Here is a 16,794-nt window from a genome sequence, read left to right as displayed (position 1 = left end):
TAGCATGAAGCCAGCAATGTTATTTCTATCTCATCGGATCCCTTTTCCCCCCAACAAAGGTGACAAGATACGCTCCTTTCACTTGCTCAAATATTTGAGTGAGCATTATCGTGTTTACCTTGGCGCTTTTATCGATGATGCAGAAGACTGGCAATATCGGGAGCAGGTTCGGGAATATTGTGAGGATTGCTGCTTTGTCAGACTGAATCAGCGCAAGGCCCGGCTGAAAAGTCTGTTCGGACTGATAACCGGTGAACCGTTGACCCTGCCTTATTTTTTCAGTGCCGCGCTGGCCCGCTGGACTCGCAGTGTAACTACTGAGCAGGGTATTCAGCGAGCCGTCATTTACTCCGCTGCCATGGCGCAATATGTTTCCGGCACAGAGCTGCCTATTGAGCGGAAACTGATTGATTTCGTGGACATTGATTCCGATAAGTGGCGACAGTATTCGGAGAAAAAGCGCTGGCCAATGAGCTGGATTTATCGCCGGGAAGCAAAGCGTTTATTGGCTTACGAGCGTCATGTGGCGGCTGAGTTTGATGCCAGCCTGTTTGTCTCCTCTGCCGAAGCGACCATGTTCCAGACGCTCGCTCCCGAAGTGGCCAGTAAAACCGGCTTTTATAATAATGGCGTGGACGTGGATTACTTTTCTCCGGACACTGATCTGGTGACGCCATACAGTCCTCAGGACAAAGTCCTGGTATTTACCGGTGCGATGGATTACTGGCCCAACGAGGATGCGGTCTGCTGGTTTGCCGAGCAAGTGTTCCCGAGTCTCAAAAAGGTTGATAGCAGTCTGAAGCTGTATATCGTCGGCAGCAATCCTACCGAAACCGTTCAGTCTCTGGAGAAAATCTCCGGGGTTTGCGTCACCGGTCGGGTGCTGGATGTTCGCCCCTATCTGAAGTTTGCCGTGGCTGCGGTCGCACCGATGAGAGTTGCCCGGGGTATTCAGAACAAGGTACTGGAAGCCATGGCCATGGCCAAACCGGTCATTGTCACCCCGCAGGCATTGGAGGGCATCGCAGCTGAACATGGTCAAGACGTATTGGTGGCTGACGATGAAGCGACTTTGAGTGCATTGGTGAAGCAGGTTCTGGCCGGTCAGTTTTCCTCAATCGGCAAGACGGCCCGTGAAAAAGTCACCCGTGATTTCAGTTGGGACGACAACCTGCCCAACGTCACCAGTTGGCTGGAAGATGGCAGAGCTTCAGTGAGTGGAGGTGCGGGCCATGAAGTCTGAACCGTCATTGATCAATGCCCTGCAATTGACGCCCACAGCCAGGGAGCAACTACTTGTTCCCGTTTTTTTTATTGGTCTGCTGGTAGTTTTTTTTGGTCTTTTCTATGAAACCACATGGATAATGGTGTCCACTTGGTACCAGGCTGAAACCTATACCCACGGTTTTCTGATCCTGCCTATTGTCGCCTGGCTGATCTGGCGGCGCAGAAATTTTCTGCAGAATCTGCGGCCCACTCCACAATTTTTGGCGTTGATCCCCCTGGCTGCTGCCGGGTTTCTCTGGATGCTGGGTAATCTGGTGGATGTTCAGGTTGTTCAGCAGTTCGCGCTGATCACCATGGTTGTCGCTGCGTTTCTGACGGTTATGGGGACAGAAATTTCCAAAGCATTGATTTTTCCGCTGGCATTTCTATTTTTTGCAGTCCCTATGGGAGAGGAGCTGGTTCCCCCGTTGATGGAATACACCGCAACGGTAACCGTTGCTTTGGTAAAACTTAGCGGAATCCCCGTTTATCGCGAGGGCATGTTTATCGCACTGCCCTCCGGAAACTGGTCAGTCGTGGAAGCCTGCAGCGGTATTCGCTATCTGATTGCATCGGTGACCCTGGGATGCCTGTTTGCCTATATCAACTACTCAAGCATGAAAAAAAGACTGGCATTCATCCTGGTGGCGTCAATTGTACCAATCATTGCCAACGGACTGCGCGCCTACATGATTGTCATGATTGGTCATCTCAGCGGCATGGAGCTGGCGGTCGGCGTTGATCACCTGATTTATGGCTGGGTTTTCTTTGGGCTTGTTATGCTGATTTTATTTGTGATTGGGGCCAAATGGAGCGACCCCGATCAGTTACCCGCACACTCCGGCAGCACGTCTGAGACCAAGTCTAGTGAACGATCATGTTTACCGGGCTCCGCTGTTATTCTTGCGGTTTTCGCCACATTGGCCATCGCGGCTATCTGGCCCGCCTGGGTCTTTGCATTGAATCAGGGCGGGGAGACCAGGCCGACTGCCGTCGAATTTGTACCAGAGCGCCTCGGCGAGTTTACCCTGAGTACTGATGTGTTCTGGGACTGGTATCCCCAGCATAGGGGCAACGATAGTCATATAAAGCAGTTTTACGTGTATCAGAATCAGAATGACGCTGAAGGGCAGCCCGCTGTCATGCTCGATATTTCCCAGTATCTGCGACAGGAGCGGGGTGCGGAACTGATCAGTGGTCAGAACCGCCTGTTTAATCGCGATGTTCGCGACTGGCGAGTGTTTCCCATGGGTGGAGAATCCGTGGACCTCAACGGTGAAACAACCTGGGTTTTATCCGCAGTGGTGAAAGGACCCGGTCAAAATCTGCTGGTTTGGCGGTGGTATCGCATTGGCGACCAATATACGGCCAATGACTATGTGGCCAAGTTATATGAGTTGAGCGCCCGGTTGCTGGAAAACAGGCGGGATGGTGCCATTATCACCCTCGCGGTACCGATAGATTTCCCGGGCGAGAGCGAACAGATGGCCGTTGCTGAAGAAAAGCTGCAAAGGTTCATCCATACGATGTTGCCGGAACTGGAAAACTCACTCGACCGGGAATTTTCCGGGGCAAAGCAACCGTGAAAACCACTCCTCTTGTGGCGCATATCATTTATGCCCTGGGCACCGGCGGCCTGGAAAATGGCCTGATCAACATCATTAACCGGACACCGCCAGACCGTTATCGGCATGTGATTATTTGTCTGACAAATGCAGATGATTTTGCCAACCGGATTACCTTGCCGGGTGTACAGGTTATCCAGCTGCATAAACCCGCTGGTCAGAATTTTCGTGTTTTTTGGGATTTATGGAAAACCCTGCGGACTCTGCGGCCCGACGTTGTTCATACCCGCAATCTGGCCAGTCTGGAGATGCAGTTAGTCACGCTGTTGATGCCCGGTATCAAACGTGTACACGGTGAGCACGGGCGGGATATTCACGACCTCGATGGCACCAATAAAAAATATAATCTGTTGCGCAAAGCAATGCAGCCTTTTGTGCACCGCTATATCGCGGTTAGCCGGGACCTGCTGCAGTGGTTGAAGCATACGGTAGCTATTCCCGAGAAAAAGTTGCGGCAGATCTACAATGGTGTCGATGCAGGAAAATTCTCACCCCGTCAGGACGATGCGCAGCTGGGTGATCTGGCCCCTCCGGGATTGTTGCCAGAGAATGCCGTTGTGGTCGGAACTGTCGGGCGGCTCGCCGAGGTAAAAAACCAGCAGCTGCTTATTGAGGCGGTTGGCTATCTGTTCACAAAGAGGCCGATATTGCGGGGAACACTGCGGCTGGTACTGGTGGGTGATGGCCCGCTCAAACTGCAACTGGTTGACCGGGTAAAACAGCTTGGTCTTTCCGATGTGGTGTGGTTTTCCGGTGACAGAAATGATGTCCCGGTATTGATGCAGCTGATGGATATCTTCATCCTGCCATCCCTCGCAGAGGGTATTTCCAACACTCTGCTGGAGGCGATGGCTTCCGGCTTGCCGGTCATTGCCACCAGTGTGGGTGGCAATGTAGAGCTGATAGAAGAGGGCGTTAACGGCAGGTTGGTGCCGGTAAATAATGTAGTGGCAATGGCCGACGCTTTGGCTGAACTGGTAGATGATCCCACCCTCCGGCAGTCCATGGGTGAAAAGGGGCTGGCTCTGGTGAGGACAACGTTCAATTGGGAAAAGACAGTGGCGGATTACCTGGCTGTTTACGACACCCTGCTGGGTGTGGATAGTGCGCCATTGAATAGCAACAGAACTCAGGGCAATTAATGCATGTGTGGTATTGCGGGAATTTTTGATTTAACGGGCCATCGGGATTTTGATGGTGACCTGATCGGCGCGATGAACCAGACTCAGTTTCATCGCGGCCCCGATGAGGGCGGCCAGCATCTTGAGCCGGGTGTTGCACTGGCCCATCGCCGCCTGTCGATTATCGATCTGTCCTCCGGGCAACAGCCCATGTTCAGTGAAGATGGCAATCTCTGCGTCGTCTTTAACGGCGAAATTTACAATTTTCATACATTGTCCGAGCAGCTCAGGGAAAAGGGCTACCACTTTCGTACCCGCTGTGACACGGAGGTTATCCTCTATGCCTGGCAGGAATGGGGAGAGCGTTGTGTAGATCACTTTCGCGGCATGTTCGCCTTTGCTGTCTATGACCGCCGGGCAGAATCGGTGTTTCTCGCCCGGGATCGGTTTGGCATCAAGCCGTTGTTCTATTCCATCCTGCCCGACGGGCAACTGGTGTTTGGTTCAGAACTGAAGGTGCTCAAAGCCCACCCCGGCTTACCCCGTTCGCTGAATGTGCAGGCGGTAGAAGACTACTTTGCCTTTGGCTACATCCCCGAGCCAAAAACCATTTATCGCGATGTCTTCAAGCTTCCACCCGGGCATACCCTGCTGCTGCGCCGGGGTGAACCGGTGCCGGAGGCTCACGAATATTGGGATATCCCCTTTACACCGGTCCAGGCAGGCTCGGAATCTGAGGTGCAGGAAGAACTGCTGGTGCGGATGCGGGAAGCGGTGGAGGTGCGCATGGAGGCCGAGGTGCCATTGGGGGCGTTTCTGTCGGGTGGTGTGGATTCCAGTGCCGTGGTGGCAATGATGGCCGGATTGCAGGATAAACCGGTCAACACCTGTGCCATCGGTTTTGATGTCAAGCAATTCAATGAGACAGAATTTGCCCGGCAAGTAGCCACCCGCTATCAGACCAATCACTTCGAGCGCACCGTCAGTAGTGACGATTTCGACCTGCTGGATATTCTCGCCGACCTCTACGATGAACCCTACGCCGACAGTTCGGCGATTCCCACCTACAGGGTTTGCCAGCTGGCCAAGCAGCAGGTAACCGTGGCCCTGTCCGGTGATGGCGGTGACGAGGGCTTTGCCGGGTATCGCCGCTATCGTTGGCACATGAACGAGGAAAAACTGCGATCACGGCTGCCACTTGAGCTGCGCAAACCCCTGTTCGGCGCATTGGGCCGCCTTTATCCAAAAGCGGACTGGGCACCCAGGGTGTTTCGTGCGAAGAGCACGTTTCAGTCTTTGGCGCGCGATTCCGTCGAAGCGTATTTTCACTCGGTGTCACTGGCCAAGGACGATCAACGGGAAAAACTGTTCAGCGGGAAAATGAAAAGCCAGCTGGCGGGCTATCGTGCTGTGGATACCTTTCATCACCATGCCGCACGCGCTCCCACCGATGACCCCCTGTCGCTGATTCAGTACCTCGACATGAAAACCTATCTGGTGGGGGATATTCTTACCAAAGTGGATCGTGCCAGTATGGCCCATGCGCTGGAAGTCAGGGTTCCATTGCTGGACCACAAGCTGATGGAGTGGGTTTCCGGTCTGCCCTCCAATATCAAATTGAAAGGGCAGGAAGGTAAATACATTCTCAAAAAATCCCTTGAGCCGCACTTGCCCGATGATGTGCTTTACCGCGACAAAATGGGTTTCGGCGTACCCCTGTCAAAATGGTTTCGCGGGCCGCTCCGGGACAGGTTACGAGGTACCATTACCGGCGGAAACCTGGCTAAAACCGGACTGTTTAACCAGCCCTATCTGGAAGAACTGGTCGACCAGCATCTCTCCGGTCGCCGTGACCACAGCGCTGTTTTATGGTCGTTGCTGATGTTTGAAGCCACCACCAAACACGATCAATTCGAGCTATAGATTGCCATGCGTATCCTCCATATTCTCGACCACTCGATCCCCCTGCAAAGTGGTTATACCTTCCGCACCCGCAATATTCTCAGGCAGCAGCGTGCGCTCGGCTGGGACACGGTTCATGTCACCGGTTTAAAGCATCCCGGTTCCTCGGTGCCGTATGAGGAGGTCGACGGGCTTCGTTTTTACCGGACCCCGGCCGGGAGCGGTTTGCTGTCACGGCTGCCGATACTCAACCAGTGGCAGGTGATACAGACGCTGGCAAAACGTATTGCCGAGGTCATCGAAACGGAGAAGCCGGATATCCTCCATGCCCACTCCCCGGCGTTAAATGGTCTGGCAGCATTGCAGGCGAATAAAAAATTTGGCCTGCCACTGGTTTATGAATGCCGTGCTTTCTGGGAGGACGCCGCCGTTGATCACGGTACCAGCAGAGAGCTGGGTGTTCGCTACCGGTTGACCCATGGCATGGAAAGTCATGTTTTTCGTCGCGCCGATGCCGTCACCACGATCTGTCAGGGGCTGCGAGACGATATTGTCCATCGCGGTATTGCGCCATCGAAGGTTACCGTCATCCCCAATGCGGTGGACATTGAGCATTTCAGTGTGGAGGCCGGGGCAGACCCGGAACTGCAGCAGACCCTTGGCTTGCAAGATAAAACGGTACTGGGGTTTATCGGCTCATTTTATGCCTATGAGGGAATCCCGCTATTGCTTGAAGCGATGTCGGAAATGATTGCCAGCTGCCCCAATTTGCGTCTGTTGCTGGTGGGTGGCGGCCCACAGGAATCACTGATCAAGACAAAGATTGATGAGATGGGTCTGCAGGATGTGGTGATCATGACGGGCCGGGTTCCCCATACCGATGTGCAGAATTATTATAATCTGGTCGACATTTTCGTCTATCCGCGGCTTAGTATGCGGCTGACAGATCTGGTAACGCCCTTGAAGCCACTGGAAGCCATGGCTCAGGGTAAGTTGGTGATCGCTTCGGATGTAGGCGGTCACCGGGAGCTTATTCGAGAAGGTGAAAATGGCTGCCTGTTTACCGCTGGCAGTGCTGCATCCTTGGCTCACACCGTCATCGGATTGCTTGATGATCGGCAACGGTGGCCTGCCATGCGCAGCAATGGTCGCCGTTATGTGGAGGAAGAGCGCAACTGGGCCAACAGCGTCAGCCGATATCGGCAGGTTTATGGCGATCTTTTAGGATGACGGCTCAGCCAGAAAAAAAATTGTGTCTGGGGGTGGTTGGCCCTCTGCCCCCTCCGGCAGGTGGCATGGCGACCCAGACCAGTCAGCTGGTCAAGTTGTTCAAAGAAGAAGGCCTAGAGGTTTGCCTAGTGCAGACCAATCGGCCCTACCGTCCAAAGTCAGTGGAAAAACTCAGGGGCGTTCGCGCACTGTTCCGTTTGGTACCCTATTTGGTGGCCGTCTGGAAAATGGCTGGCAAAGTCGACGTCATCCACCTGATGGCCAATTCCGGTTGGTCATGGCAGCTGTTTTCCACGCCCGTGGTCTGGCTGGCATGGTTGAAAAATACCCCGGTTATCGTGAATTATCGGGGGGGCGAAGCAGGCAGTTATTTCAAACAGTCTTTTCGGTGGATCAGGCCAACCCTGAATCGAGCTACTAAAATTGTCGTGCCCTCCGGTTATCTCCAGGAGGTGTTTGCCAAGTTTGGCGTTGAGACCACTGTGATCCCCAATATCATAAATCTGGAAAGGTTCAGGCCAGCAGCCATAGTTGATGATGCGCCGGCCACAAAGGGGTTCAGGGTGATTATTACCCGCAATCTCGAAGCCATTTATGGCATTGCAACAGCAATCAATGCGTTGGCTATCGTGCGCCGGGAGATCCCGGCAATAGAACTGGCCATTGCCGGCTCCGGACCGCAGCTGGCCGAACTGACGGCCCTGACCGACCAGCTGGGTCTACAGGAGCATGTTCAGTTTGTCGGTCGGCTGGATGCTCAGCAAATCGTGGATTTTTACCAGTCCGCCGACCTGGTTCTGAACCCGACCACCGTAGACAATATGCCGAACTCCGTTCTGGAAGCACTTGCCTGTGGTGTGCCAGTGGTGACGACGGATGTGGGCGGTATTCCCTATATCGTGTCGCAGGAAAAAACCGCCCTGATGGTGCCTGCAGGAGACGCAGCAGCCATGGCGGCGCAGATAATCCGCCTGTATAGGGAAGAGGAGACGCGGCAAAGGTTGATTGACAATGGACTGGACGCGGTCAGGCTCTACGCATGGCCAGTGGTAAAAGAACAGTGGCTGACACTCTATCGATCACTGAGGTCAGGGTTATGAGGTCAGAGCAATGAGTTGGTATACGCAACTGGTCTCGGGCGTTTTGTTTCCGCTGCACGAGCGGCTGAAACATCACAACACGGTGCGTGTTCGTCGCGATATGGAGCGAACCCAGTGGCTGACGGCGGCGGAACTGGAGCAGCTGCAGTTGCAGCGGCTGCGGGAATTTCTCGTTGATATTGGCCGACATGTACCCTATTACCGGCAACTGTTTGCTGCGCTGGACATCAAGCCGGATCAAATAACGTCACTCAGTGGGTTGCAGCAGCTGCCGCTCATGGGAAAACCGGAAATCCGCGCCAACAGTGAGAGCATGAAGGCTGAAAGTGCGGTGGGATTGTCACGCTTCAATACCGGTGGTTCCAGTGGTGAACCGCTTATATTTTTCATTGGCAGTGAGCGTGTTAGCCATGATGTGGCTGCCAAATGGCGGGCTACCCGCTGGTGGAATGTGGATATTGGGGACCCGGAGATTGTGGTCTGGGGATCGCCAATAGAGCTGGGTACCCAGGATCGCGTGCGGCAGTTGCGCGATACGTTGTTCAGGACCCGCCTGTTGCCGGCCTTCGAAATGTCAAAAACCAAACTGGATGATTTTGTGGCTACTATCCGCAAGGTCAAACCAGCAATGCTGTTCGGTTACCCCTCGGCACTGGCGCATATTGCCGGCCATGCTGAAGACAGCGGTATCGATCTTTCGGGACTCGGTATCCGGGTGGCCTTTGTCACCTCTGAGCGGCTCTACGATCACCAGCGGGAGAAAATAGAACGGGTGTTTGGTTGTCCCGTCGCCAACGGCTATGGTGGCCGGGATGCCGGATTTATTGCCCACCAGTGTCCGGCGGGCAAGATGCACATCACGGCCGAGGATATTATTGTCGAAATCGTGGATGGTGATGGCCGGGTACTGCCGCCGGGTGAGTCCGGAGAAATTGTCGTGACCCACATGGCCACTCGCGACTTTCCCTTTGTTCGCTATCGTACCGGTGATATTGGTGTACTCAGCGACTCACCCTGTGGTTGTGGACGGGGGCTGCCGGTGATGCAGGAAGTCCAGGGGCGTTCGACAGATTTTCTGATGGCTCAGGACGGAACCCTGCTGCACGGCCTCGCCCTGATTTATATCCTGCGTGACCTGCCCGGTATCGCCTCGTTCAAAATCACACAGGAGTCACTTGACCTGACACGGGTGGAGATTGTCCGCGGTGATGATTATGTCATCGGCAATGAGCAGGCAATCAGCGATGTATTTAAAAAAAGGCTGGGGCAGGCGGTCACGGTTGAATTTGAATACTGTGACGAAATCAGGCCGGAAAAATCAGGCAAATTCCGTTATGTGGTCAGCAAAGTAACCTGATCAGCCCACAGTCAATTGACGGATAGGTTGATGCCTGTCCGGGGGAGCTAACACGCAACCGTTATGAGAGATATCCTGGTTACCCTTATGGTGTTTGGCAGCCTGCCATTCATTTTACGCCACGCCTACATTGGTATTCTGGTCTGGTCCTGGCTCAGTTACATGAACCCACACCGGCTGACCTGGGGCTTTGCCTACAACATGCCGTTTGCCATGATCGTGGCGCTGACCCTGTTTGTTTCAGTTCTGTTCAGTACGGAAAGGCAGCGCCTGCCGATAAACGCCACAGTCGTGATATGGCTGATGTTTATCGTCTGGATGGCGATCGCAACCTTTAATGCGGTCTACCCCGACCAGGCTATGGAATCCTATATCAATATACTGAAAATTCAGGTGATGACGTTTTTGACCCTGATCCTGATAATCGATGAGAAAAAACTAAACCTTCTTGTCTGGGTAATCGTCCTCTCCGTAGGGTTCTTCAGTTTTAAGGGCGGCATTTTCACGCTTATGACCGGTGGTGCCTTTCATGTTTTCGGGCCGCCGGCCAGTTATATTTCAGAGAACAATGCGCTGGCCGTTGCGGTGTTGATGGTCATGCCGTTAATGGTGTATCTCTACCGGATAACACCCCAGAGATGGGTGCGTTACGGGATGGGCTGCGCCCTGTTTTTCAGTCTGATTTCGGTATTTGGCTCCCAGTCGCGGGGCGCTTTGTTGGCGATGGCAGCGGTGGGCTTCTTTTTCTGGCTAAAAAGCAAAACCAAAATAGTCAGTGGTTTTTTACTCGTCATTGCCGCATCGCTGATTTTTGCCTTTATGCCGCAAAGTTGGCACGAGCGTATGGAGAGCATACAGACCTATGAGGAAGATGAGTCGGCCATGTCCCGAATCAACTCCTGGCAATACAGCATCAATGTGGCCAATGATAGACTGACCGGGGCCGGGCTGTCGGGCTGGTCAAAGCAGATGTTCGCCATTTATGCGCCGAACCCCAATCGGGTATTTGTGGCCCACAGCATTTATTTTTCAGTCCTGGCAGATCATGGCTGGCTGGGGTTGATTCTCTTTTTATCGGTGCTTGGGTTGGCCTGGCGAAATCTCACCCAGGTGATCAAACGCACCAAAAATGATCCGGGCTCGGCGCATGCAAATTTGCTGGCCCGAATGCTGCAGGTGAGTCTGATTGCCTATATGTCAGGTGGGGCCTTTCTGAGTCTGTCGTATTTTGATTTGCCCTGGCACATCATCGCCATATCGGTATTATTGAATTACCAGTTTGCCAGCCGGGAAGTGGTGGGCTTGGACCAGTCGAGCGATATTATCCAGCGGCCCAAAGCCCCTGCCAATAGAATGCGCAGCCAGCAACGGATGCCACCAAATTAACCCGAGGTATTGCTCGTTCCAGCAGCAATTGACAGATATTCTTGAACCGGATTAAACCTATGTCAGCAACGCAACCCTTTATCAGCGTCATTGTCCCGACGCGCAACAGAGTCGATTGGCTGCAGCGCTGCCTTGACGGCATTGCCGAGCAGGATTTCCCGGACTATGAAGTTGTGGTTGTTGACGATGGCTCCAGTGGCGATGTGCTTGTCGCCTATCGGCAAATGATGGAGGCGTTCGGTCCGCGCTATCGTCTGTTGAAGGCCAATACCGAAGGAGGGCGACGTCTCGGACCATCGGTGGTGAGAAACATCGGGATCGATGCCGCAAAAGGGACCTATATCGCCTTTTGTGATGACGACGACTACTGGTGTCAGCCAGACCTGCTTTCTATCGCGGCGGCGGCTCTGCGGGAAACCGATGCCGATCTGCACTTTGCCAACCAGAAAATAATGCACGGTGAAACCGTTTTTGCAAAAACCAGCTTCAGGCGTGTCGAAGCCAGTATACGTCAGGATCAGCGGTTGGCTGACTGGCCGGTCTATCAGATAACCCGTGAGCAAATGCTCTGTTTCCCCGATTATGCGCATCTCAATATCACCATCGTCAGAAAAGCTCTGCTGGAAAAAATTGGTGGATTCTGGGAGGAAACGCGCTATGCGGAGGATGTGGATTTATTTGTGCGTCTCTGTGATGCCGCAACGGGGCGTATTCTGTTTCGTCCCGATGTTTGTTCGGCGCACAATGCGCCAGTAACACATGGGCACGAATCCGCATCAAAAGGCGTGGGCGATCTCAATCGACGTTTGCTGGAAAACTCGGTTTACTGGCACCTTCTCGCCAGTTGTCATACGCCAGAGGCAGTTCGTTATGCAAAGCTGTCGTTGTCCTCAAACTCAAAACTGCTATCCGGGGAGTTGCAGCAAAGAGATTCCATTAAGGCCGCTGCGGCAGTAGCCAGAATCGCACTGGCTGCCAGACCCAGCTTTAAATGGAGTATTTATTGTGCGTGGCTCACTATCAGGGCACTGTGTAAACCCCGCTGATGTCTGTTGTGTAGAGGAACCCGGCATAGCAATGCTTTGTCCAAGACGGGCATGGGCATACTGGGGATGGATGTCAACCGGGTAGACACATGTTATGAAACGCCAAATATTTTCAAAAGCTCCGTTCCAATCGCTCCTTTTTTTACTGTCATTCCTGTTGATTAATATCGAGACTCAAGCTGGCAGTTCGACAGTAGTGGCGTCAGAGCGGATGCCAGCCGTGTCAATGCTGGTCTATGTGGGCCTGCCCCCGACAAGACTGGCTGAAATAAACTGGGAAGAATTCAAGCGAATAAAACGGGGTGTGCACCCCGGCGAGGTTGAACAGCCGGAGTCAGCGGCAGAGCCAAAGGTCGAGTCAGAACCTGCCGAAAAAACAGTATCGTCAAAAAAGCCAGCAGCACAAAAGCCAGCGGTACAGAAGTCAGCAACGCAACTGACATATCCCGTGGTCTACACCCGCGTTCCCCGCACCCACGGTGAGCACACTGTCACACTGAGCAGCGGCGATTATACCAATGACAACTGGGACTACATGGACGCTTTGCCGGAAGTTGCCCGCCAGTTCGATCGCTTCAACGCACCGGGGCAGCTGGTTCTATTAAGCGCAGACGGCACCGAGAAGATCATCTACGATTGCATGGACAAAGCACGGCCCTGTGTGCCGTTCGACGCCATGCCGTCACTGGACGGCTCAAAGATTGCCTTCTCTGTCTACTCAGCCGACGGACTGAAACCACCGTGGCCCGAGAATCGCAACTACCCGCCCCAGCAGCTCAATGGCTCGAACACGGACGCCCGCATTTACATCTATGACATTGCGAGTGAGTCTCTGACCGCATGGCCCCACAACCAGGGCAATAAAGACATTTCCCCGATATGGTTGCCCAACGGCAAGATGCTGTTTGGCTCCACCCGTAGCGGTTTTTATGCACCGCACATGGATCGCATTGGCACGTCAAATGCCCCGGAACCCCGGTTATTTATTGCCGACGTGGATGGCTCGAACGTTGTGGATATTTCCCCCCACGAGGTGACGGCAGCATTGCACCCGTACCTGTTGAACAGCGGTCGGGTGGCCTACAGTTCCCACTGGCTCAGCCACAATCTGGCCTATGGCTCCACCAACGGCAGCATTAACTGGCCCGGTACCACCAGCAATATGTGGTCTATCATGGATATGGATTACCGTGGCGGGGACATGACCGCCCTGCTTGGTGCCCATAAAAGCCGATTGACTGGCTCGAACCCACGCAGCAACACTATGAAGGCCATGCACTTTCTGGGTCAGCGGGCCAACAATGATATTTGCACGGTGAACTACTATCGGGCAAACAACCTCGGTTTGGGTGATGTGGTTTGTTGGCCTCCAGCGAAGCATGGTATTGAAGGCCCGGCCCCCGGCTTTGTGCCAAGCGGTCATTACAGTGCAGCGGTGTGGTCTACCTCTGAGGACGCCGCATCCCGCAAAGACACCAGCGGTCGGTATCTGGGCAAGGTGGGCTGGCCCGAAGGCACACCAGATAACCAATTGCTGCTATCGGTAGGTAGAGGTTATTGCACGCAGGTTGCTACCGGAGTGCCCGGCACCCCGGACAAGATCGGAGACGACATCGGTTGTGATGTGGGGTTGTATAAAACCACCGTGATTCCCAGCCAGTCTCCCGATGATCTGACGCTGATCGTTGATCACCCGGAGTGGCACGAGTTCAGCGCCCGTGTGGTGGTATCGAGAGACATCCCCACGCCCGCACTGGTCAACACCGATGACGGCTCCTGCCAGATTACCAGCTCTGATGCCGGGTCGACGGACGCGCTCAACTACAAGGGTTATTCGTTCAACGAGCAGTACAAAACCGTCAATAATGACGGGGCCTTGATGGAGGCGGTGGACCATGGCGAACTGGCTGCCATCCGCTTTTACGAGATCATCCCCAACACCACCCGCAGCCGCAACTGGGACAACAGTATCGGCAACCGGGTAAAACTGCTGGGTGATGTGCCACTGCTGGCGGACAAATCATTCAAGGCGGAACTGCCCTGCGAAACGCCCTATATTATGGCGGGGGTGGATTCAGGTGGGCGAATCATTAAGCGCGATCAGGTTCCCCAGTCATTGCGGAAGGGTGAGAAGCGCGTCTGTATGGGTTGTCACCTGCATGGGCAAGAAGGCCGCCCCTACGAACAATCAATGGCGTTCAGTGCCCCGGCATTTGACCTGACGGAAGCCATGCAGGTGCCCACCTACACCAAGGACATCAAACCGATCCTTGACGCAAAGTGCACAAGCTGCCATGCGGTCGGCGGGGATGTGCCGCTATACGATTATCAAAATCTTGTCTGGGACTTCTCCCAGAAAGCACTACCCGAACGCCTGAAAGTACAGATGACCAGCTCCACCAACGAAACCAGAAAGTATGGTTTACAGCGTCCCTACACCAGTAAATATGTGAACAACATGTATGCCCGTGAAAGCCTGCTGTACTGGAAGGCCGCAAACAAACGCACCGATGGCCGCACCGATGACCTGTATGCCGATGATATTGATTTTGGTGCCGATCATCCGGTAGACCTGACGCCATCAGAAGTCGATCTGATTGGTGAGTGGCTGGACAGCGGGGCGGCAGAATAGTGGTTTAACACTGCTGGATTTAATACAGACCCCCTTAGGGTTATCTCCCCTGGAGACACTGCCAAAAAAGTTTTTGTTAGCAATCTCTCTGCCTCAACTGTTAGGGTGTTGCTGAATTATTACCCAACTCCAGGAATCATTTATGAAGAAGAACCCTTGGCAGGATTCATCCGGTGGGGAGCGCGATCTCCACGAAGACCTTGCTGAATTGCTGAAAAAGCTTCCCAAGGGGGGGAGCGCGATTGTTTATCTGCCGGTACTGGTTATTGTTCTCTGGGCAGTATTTTCGTCGTTCTACACAGTCCAGCCGGAACAGCAGGCCGTCGTCAAACGCTTTGGCGCCGTGGTGAACATTACGGATCCCGGTTTGCACTTCAAACTGCCTTTTGGTATCGACAGAGTCCAGCGTGTGGCATCTGCCCGGGTTCTGAAGCAGGAGTTTGGTTTTCGTAGTGTGGGTGAGGTCAACAACCGGACCAGTTACTCCGAGAGCGACTTTACCAGTGAGTCCCTGATGCTCACAGGCGACCTGAATGTGATCGATGTGGAGTGGGTGGTTCAGTATCGCATCCAGGATCCCATCAAATACCTCTACCAGCTACGTGAACCCGATCTGACACTGCGGGATATTTCCGAGTCCGTGATGCGTCGGGTAGTGGGTAACCGACTCGGTTCAGAGGTGTTGACTGTTGGTCGGGTCGAAATTGCTCAGGGAGCCCGCGATGAAATTCAGGGCATCATGGATCTCTACGATTCCGGTATTCATGTGATTACCGTTGAATTGCAGGACGTGGTTCCCCCCAAGGCTGTGCGGCCTGCGTTTAATGAGGTGAACGAAGCTCGCCAGGAACGCGAACGAATGATCAATGAAGCCACCAAACGGGCCAATCAGCAGATTCCACGGGCCGAGGGTGAAGCCCAGCGCCTGATTTCCGAGGCCGAGGGTTACGCCACTGCCCGCGTTAACCGTGCCTTTGGTGAAACTGCCCGGTTCCGCGCGATGTTGGTGGAGTACAAGACGGTACCTGAAGTAACCCGCACCCGTCTCTATCTGGAAACCATGGCAGAAATACTGCCGAATATTGGACAGGTACTCATGGTGCAGGAAGATCAGGTAGGGCCCCTACCATTGATGAATGTGCGTGATGCGCGTCAGGGAGCAAGCAAATGAAAAAATTGGCCAGTCTTTTTGTCGTGCTTTTTGTCGCTATCATTGTCTTTTCATCGGCCTTTGTCGTTGATGAAGCCGAGCAGGCCATTATCGTCCAGTTTGGCGAACCCCAGGGGGATGTGATCAGCACCCCGGGTTTGCACTGGAAACTGCCTTTTGTCCAGGAGGTGCGTCGCTATGATCGGCGCCTGCTGGTCTGGGACGGCGATGTATCCCAGATCCCCACCCTTGGCCGTGAGTTTATCCAGGTGGATACCACCGCTCGCTGGCGTATTGTGGATCCCCTGCAATTCCTGCGCAGTGTTCGCGATGAGCGCGGTGGGCGTACCCGCCTCGACGACATTATTGACTCCGTGGTGAGAGACATTATTTCCGGCACAGAACTGGAAGAGATTGTCCGCTCCGGAGACTGGGATGTTGATGTGGATGAGCTCGATGAGGTAGAGCAGGATCGGGATGATGTCAGTCTGACCAAGCGTCCCAAACTGGGCCGTGAAAAACTGGAGTCGGAGATACTGAAAAGTGCCTCAAAACTGATGTCCGATCTGGGTATTGAACTCAAGGATGTTCGTATCAAGCGCATTAACTATATTGACTCCGTGCGTCGCCAGGTGGAAAACCGCATGATTTCCGAGCGTCAGGCCATTGCCGAGCGGTTTCGTGCCGAAGGCCAGGGTCGCAGTCTGGAAATCACCGGTGAAATGGAGAGAGAATTACGTCGCATCAATTCTGAAGCGGCCAGGGAAGCAGAGGAAATTCGCGGGGATGCCGATGCCGAGGCGATCAGTATCTACGGCGAAGCCTTTGGTGCTGATCCGGAGTTTTATGCGTTTATACGTACGCTGGAGACCTACAAGGCGCTCGGTGATAACGCCACCTTGATGATTCGCTCGGATTCCGATTTCTTCCGTTATCTGGAAAAGACAGACCGTTAGTGGTTTTTGGGGGCAGACGACAG

Annotated in this window: 12 protein-coding genes; all 12 read left to right on the top strand. The window is 53.8% G+C overall.

The window, feature by feature from the left end:
- The first annotated feature begins 16 nt into the window (after positions 1-16).
- Positions 17-1,243 (top strand): TIGR03087 family PEP-CTERM/XrtA system glycosyltransferase, encoded by a 1,227-nt coding sequence (locus U740_RS01675; RefSeq protein ID WP_081890942.1) that lies wholly within the window; start codon positions 17-19, stop codon positions 1,241-1,243.
- Positions 1,233-2,852: an exosortase A gene (xrtA, locus tag U740_RS01670; protein ID WP_036858608.1), complete on the top strand. Its 1,620-nt coding sequence runs from the start codon at positions 1,233-1,235 to the stop codon at positions 2,850-2,852. Before U740_RS01675 ends, xrtA begins: the two co-directional genes overlap by 11 nt.
- Entirely contained in the window at positions 2,849-4,033 is a 1,185-nt protein-coding gene (locus U740_RS01665; protein WP_051921120.1) for a TIGR03088 family PEP-CTERM/XrtA system glycosyltransferase, read from the top strand. The genes xrtA and U740_RS01665 overlap by 4 nt, the downstream gene beginning before the upstream one ends.
- A 3-nt stretch (positions 4,034-4,036) precedes the next feature.
- Positions 4,037-5,935 carry an XrtA/PEP-CTERM system amidotransferase gene (locus U740_RS01660; RefSeq protein WP_036858606.1) on the top strand — a complete coding sequence of 633 codons (1,899 nt, stop codon included), beginning with the start codon at positions 4,037-4,039 and terminating at the stop codon, positions 5,933-5,935.
- A 6-nt stretch (positions 5,936-5,941) separates the two neighbouring features.
- The gene (locus U740_RS01655) at positions 5,942-7,144 is read left to right on the top strand and encodes a TIGR04063 family PEP-CTERM/XrtA system glycosyltransferase (protein ID WP_036858605.1); all 1,203 of its coding nucleotides are present in this window, start codon (positions 5,942-5,944) and stop codon (positions 7,142-7,144) included.
- A gap of 65 nt (positions 7,145-7,209) precedes the next feature.
- Positions 7,210-8,244 (top strand): glycosyltransferase family 4 protein, encoded by a 1,035-nt coding sequence (locus U740_RS01650; protein ID WP_200877022.1) that lies wholly within the window; start codon positions 7,210-7,212, stop codon positions 8,242-8,244.
- A 10-nt stretch (positions 8,245-8,254) separates the two neighbouring features.
- Positions 8,255-9,601: a phenylacetate--CoA ligase family protein gene (locus U740_RS01645; RefSeq protein ID WP_036858603.1), complete on the top strand. Its 1,347-nt coding sequence runs from the start codon at positions 8,255-8,257 to the stop codon at positions 9,599-9,601.
- A gap of 63 nt (positions 9,602-9,664) precedes the next feature.
- Positions 9,665-10,987 (top strand): putative O-glycosylation ligase, exosortase A system-associated, encoded by a 1,323-nt coding sequence (locus U740_RS01640; protein WP_036858602.1) that lies wholly within the window; start codon positions 9,665-9,667, stop codon positions 10,985-10,987.
- Between the two features lie 59 nt (positions 10,988-11,046).
- Positions 11,047-12,033 carry a glycosyltransferase family 2 protein gene (locus tag U740_RS11765; protein WP_051921119.1) on the top strand — a complete coding sequence of 329 codons (987 nt, stop codon included), beginning with the start codon at positions 11,047-11,049 and terminating at the stop codon, positions 12,031-12,033.
- Between the two features lie 226 nt (positions 12,034-12,259).
- Complete coding sequence (locus U740_RS01630) at positions 12,260-14,665, top strand: HzsA-related protein (RefSeq protein WP_235189887.1); 2,406 nt, start codon at positions 12,260-12,262, stop codon at positions 14,663-14,665.
- 142 nt (positions 14,666-14,807) lie between these two features.
- A complete protein-coding gene (gene hflK / locus U740_RS01625; RefSeq protein WP_081890798.1) occupies positions 14,808-15,836 on the top strand; it encodes an FtsH protease activity modulator HflK in 1,029 nt (342 codons plus the stop codon).
- Entirely contained in the window at positions 15,833-16,771 is a 939-nt protein-coding gene (gene hflC / locus U740_RS01620; RefSeq protein WP_036858600.1) for a protease modulator HflC, read from the top strand. Before hflK ends, hflC begins: the two co-directional genes overlap by 4 nt.
- Positions 16,772-16,794: the final 23 nt, after the last annotated feature.

It is taken from the genome of Porticoccus hydrocarbonoclasticus MCTG13d (genome assembly GCF_000744735.1).
GTDB classification, from domain to species: Bacteria; Pseudomonadota; Gammaproteobacteria; order Pseudomonadales; family Porticoccaceae; genus Porticoccus; species Porticoccus hydrocarbonoclasticus.
This window is presented reverse-complemented; position numbering and strand designations above follow the sequence as displayed.

Excerpts from the sequence above, each read along its gene's own strand:
- hflK (WP_081890798.1), top strand. The coding sequence starts at position 14,808 with ATGAAGAAGAACCCTTGGCAGGATTCATCCGGTGGGGAGCGCGATCTC.
- U740_RS01655 (WP_036858605.1), top strand. The coding sequence starts at position 5,942 with ATGCGTATCCTCCATATTCTCGACCACTCGATCCCCCTGCAAAGTGGT.
- hflC (WP_036858600.1), top strand. The coding sequence starts at position 15,833 with ATGAAAAAATTGGCCAGTCTTTTTGTCGTGCTTTTTGTCGCTATCATT.
- U740_RS01640 (WP_036858602.1), top strand. The coding sequence starts at position 9,665 with ATGAGAGATATCCTGGTTACCCTTATGGTGTTTGGCAGCCTGCCATTC.
- U740_RS01650 (WP_200877022.1), top strand. The coding sequence starts at position 7,210 with ATGGCGACCCAGACCAGTCAGCTGGTCAAGTTGTTCAAAGAAGAAGGC.
- U740_RS01630 (WP_235189887.1), top strand. The coding sequence starts at position 12,260 with ATGCTGGTCTATGTGGGCCTGCCCCCGACAAGACTGGCTGAAATAAAC.
- U740_RS01645 (WP_036858603.1), top strand. The coding sequence starts at position 8,255 with ATGAGTTGGTATACGCAACTGGTCTCGGGCGTTTTGTTTCCGCTGCAC.
- U740_RS11765 (WP_051921119.1), top strand. The coding sequence starts at position 11,047 with ATGTCAGCAACGCAACCCTTTATCAGCGTCATTGTCCCGACGCGCAAC.
- xrtA (WP_036858608.1), top strand. The coding sequence starts at position 1,233 with ATGAAGTCTGAACCGTCATTGATCAATGCCCTGCAATTGACGCCCACA.
- U740_RS01660 (WP_036858606.1), top strand. The coding sequence starts at position 4,037 with ATGTGTGGTATTGCGGGAATTTTTGATTTAACGGGCCATCGGGATTTT.
- U740_RS01675 (WP_081890942.1), top strand. The coding sequence starts at position 17 with ATGTTATTTCTATCTCATCGGATCCCTTTTCCCCCCAACAAAGGTGAC.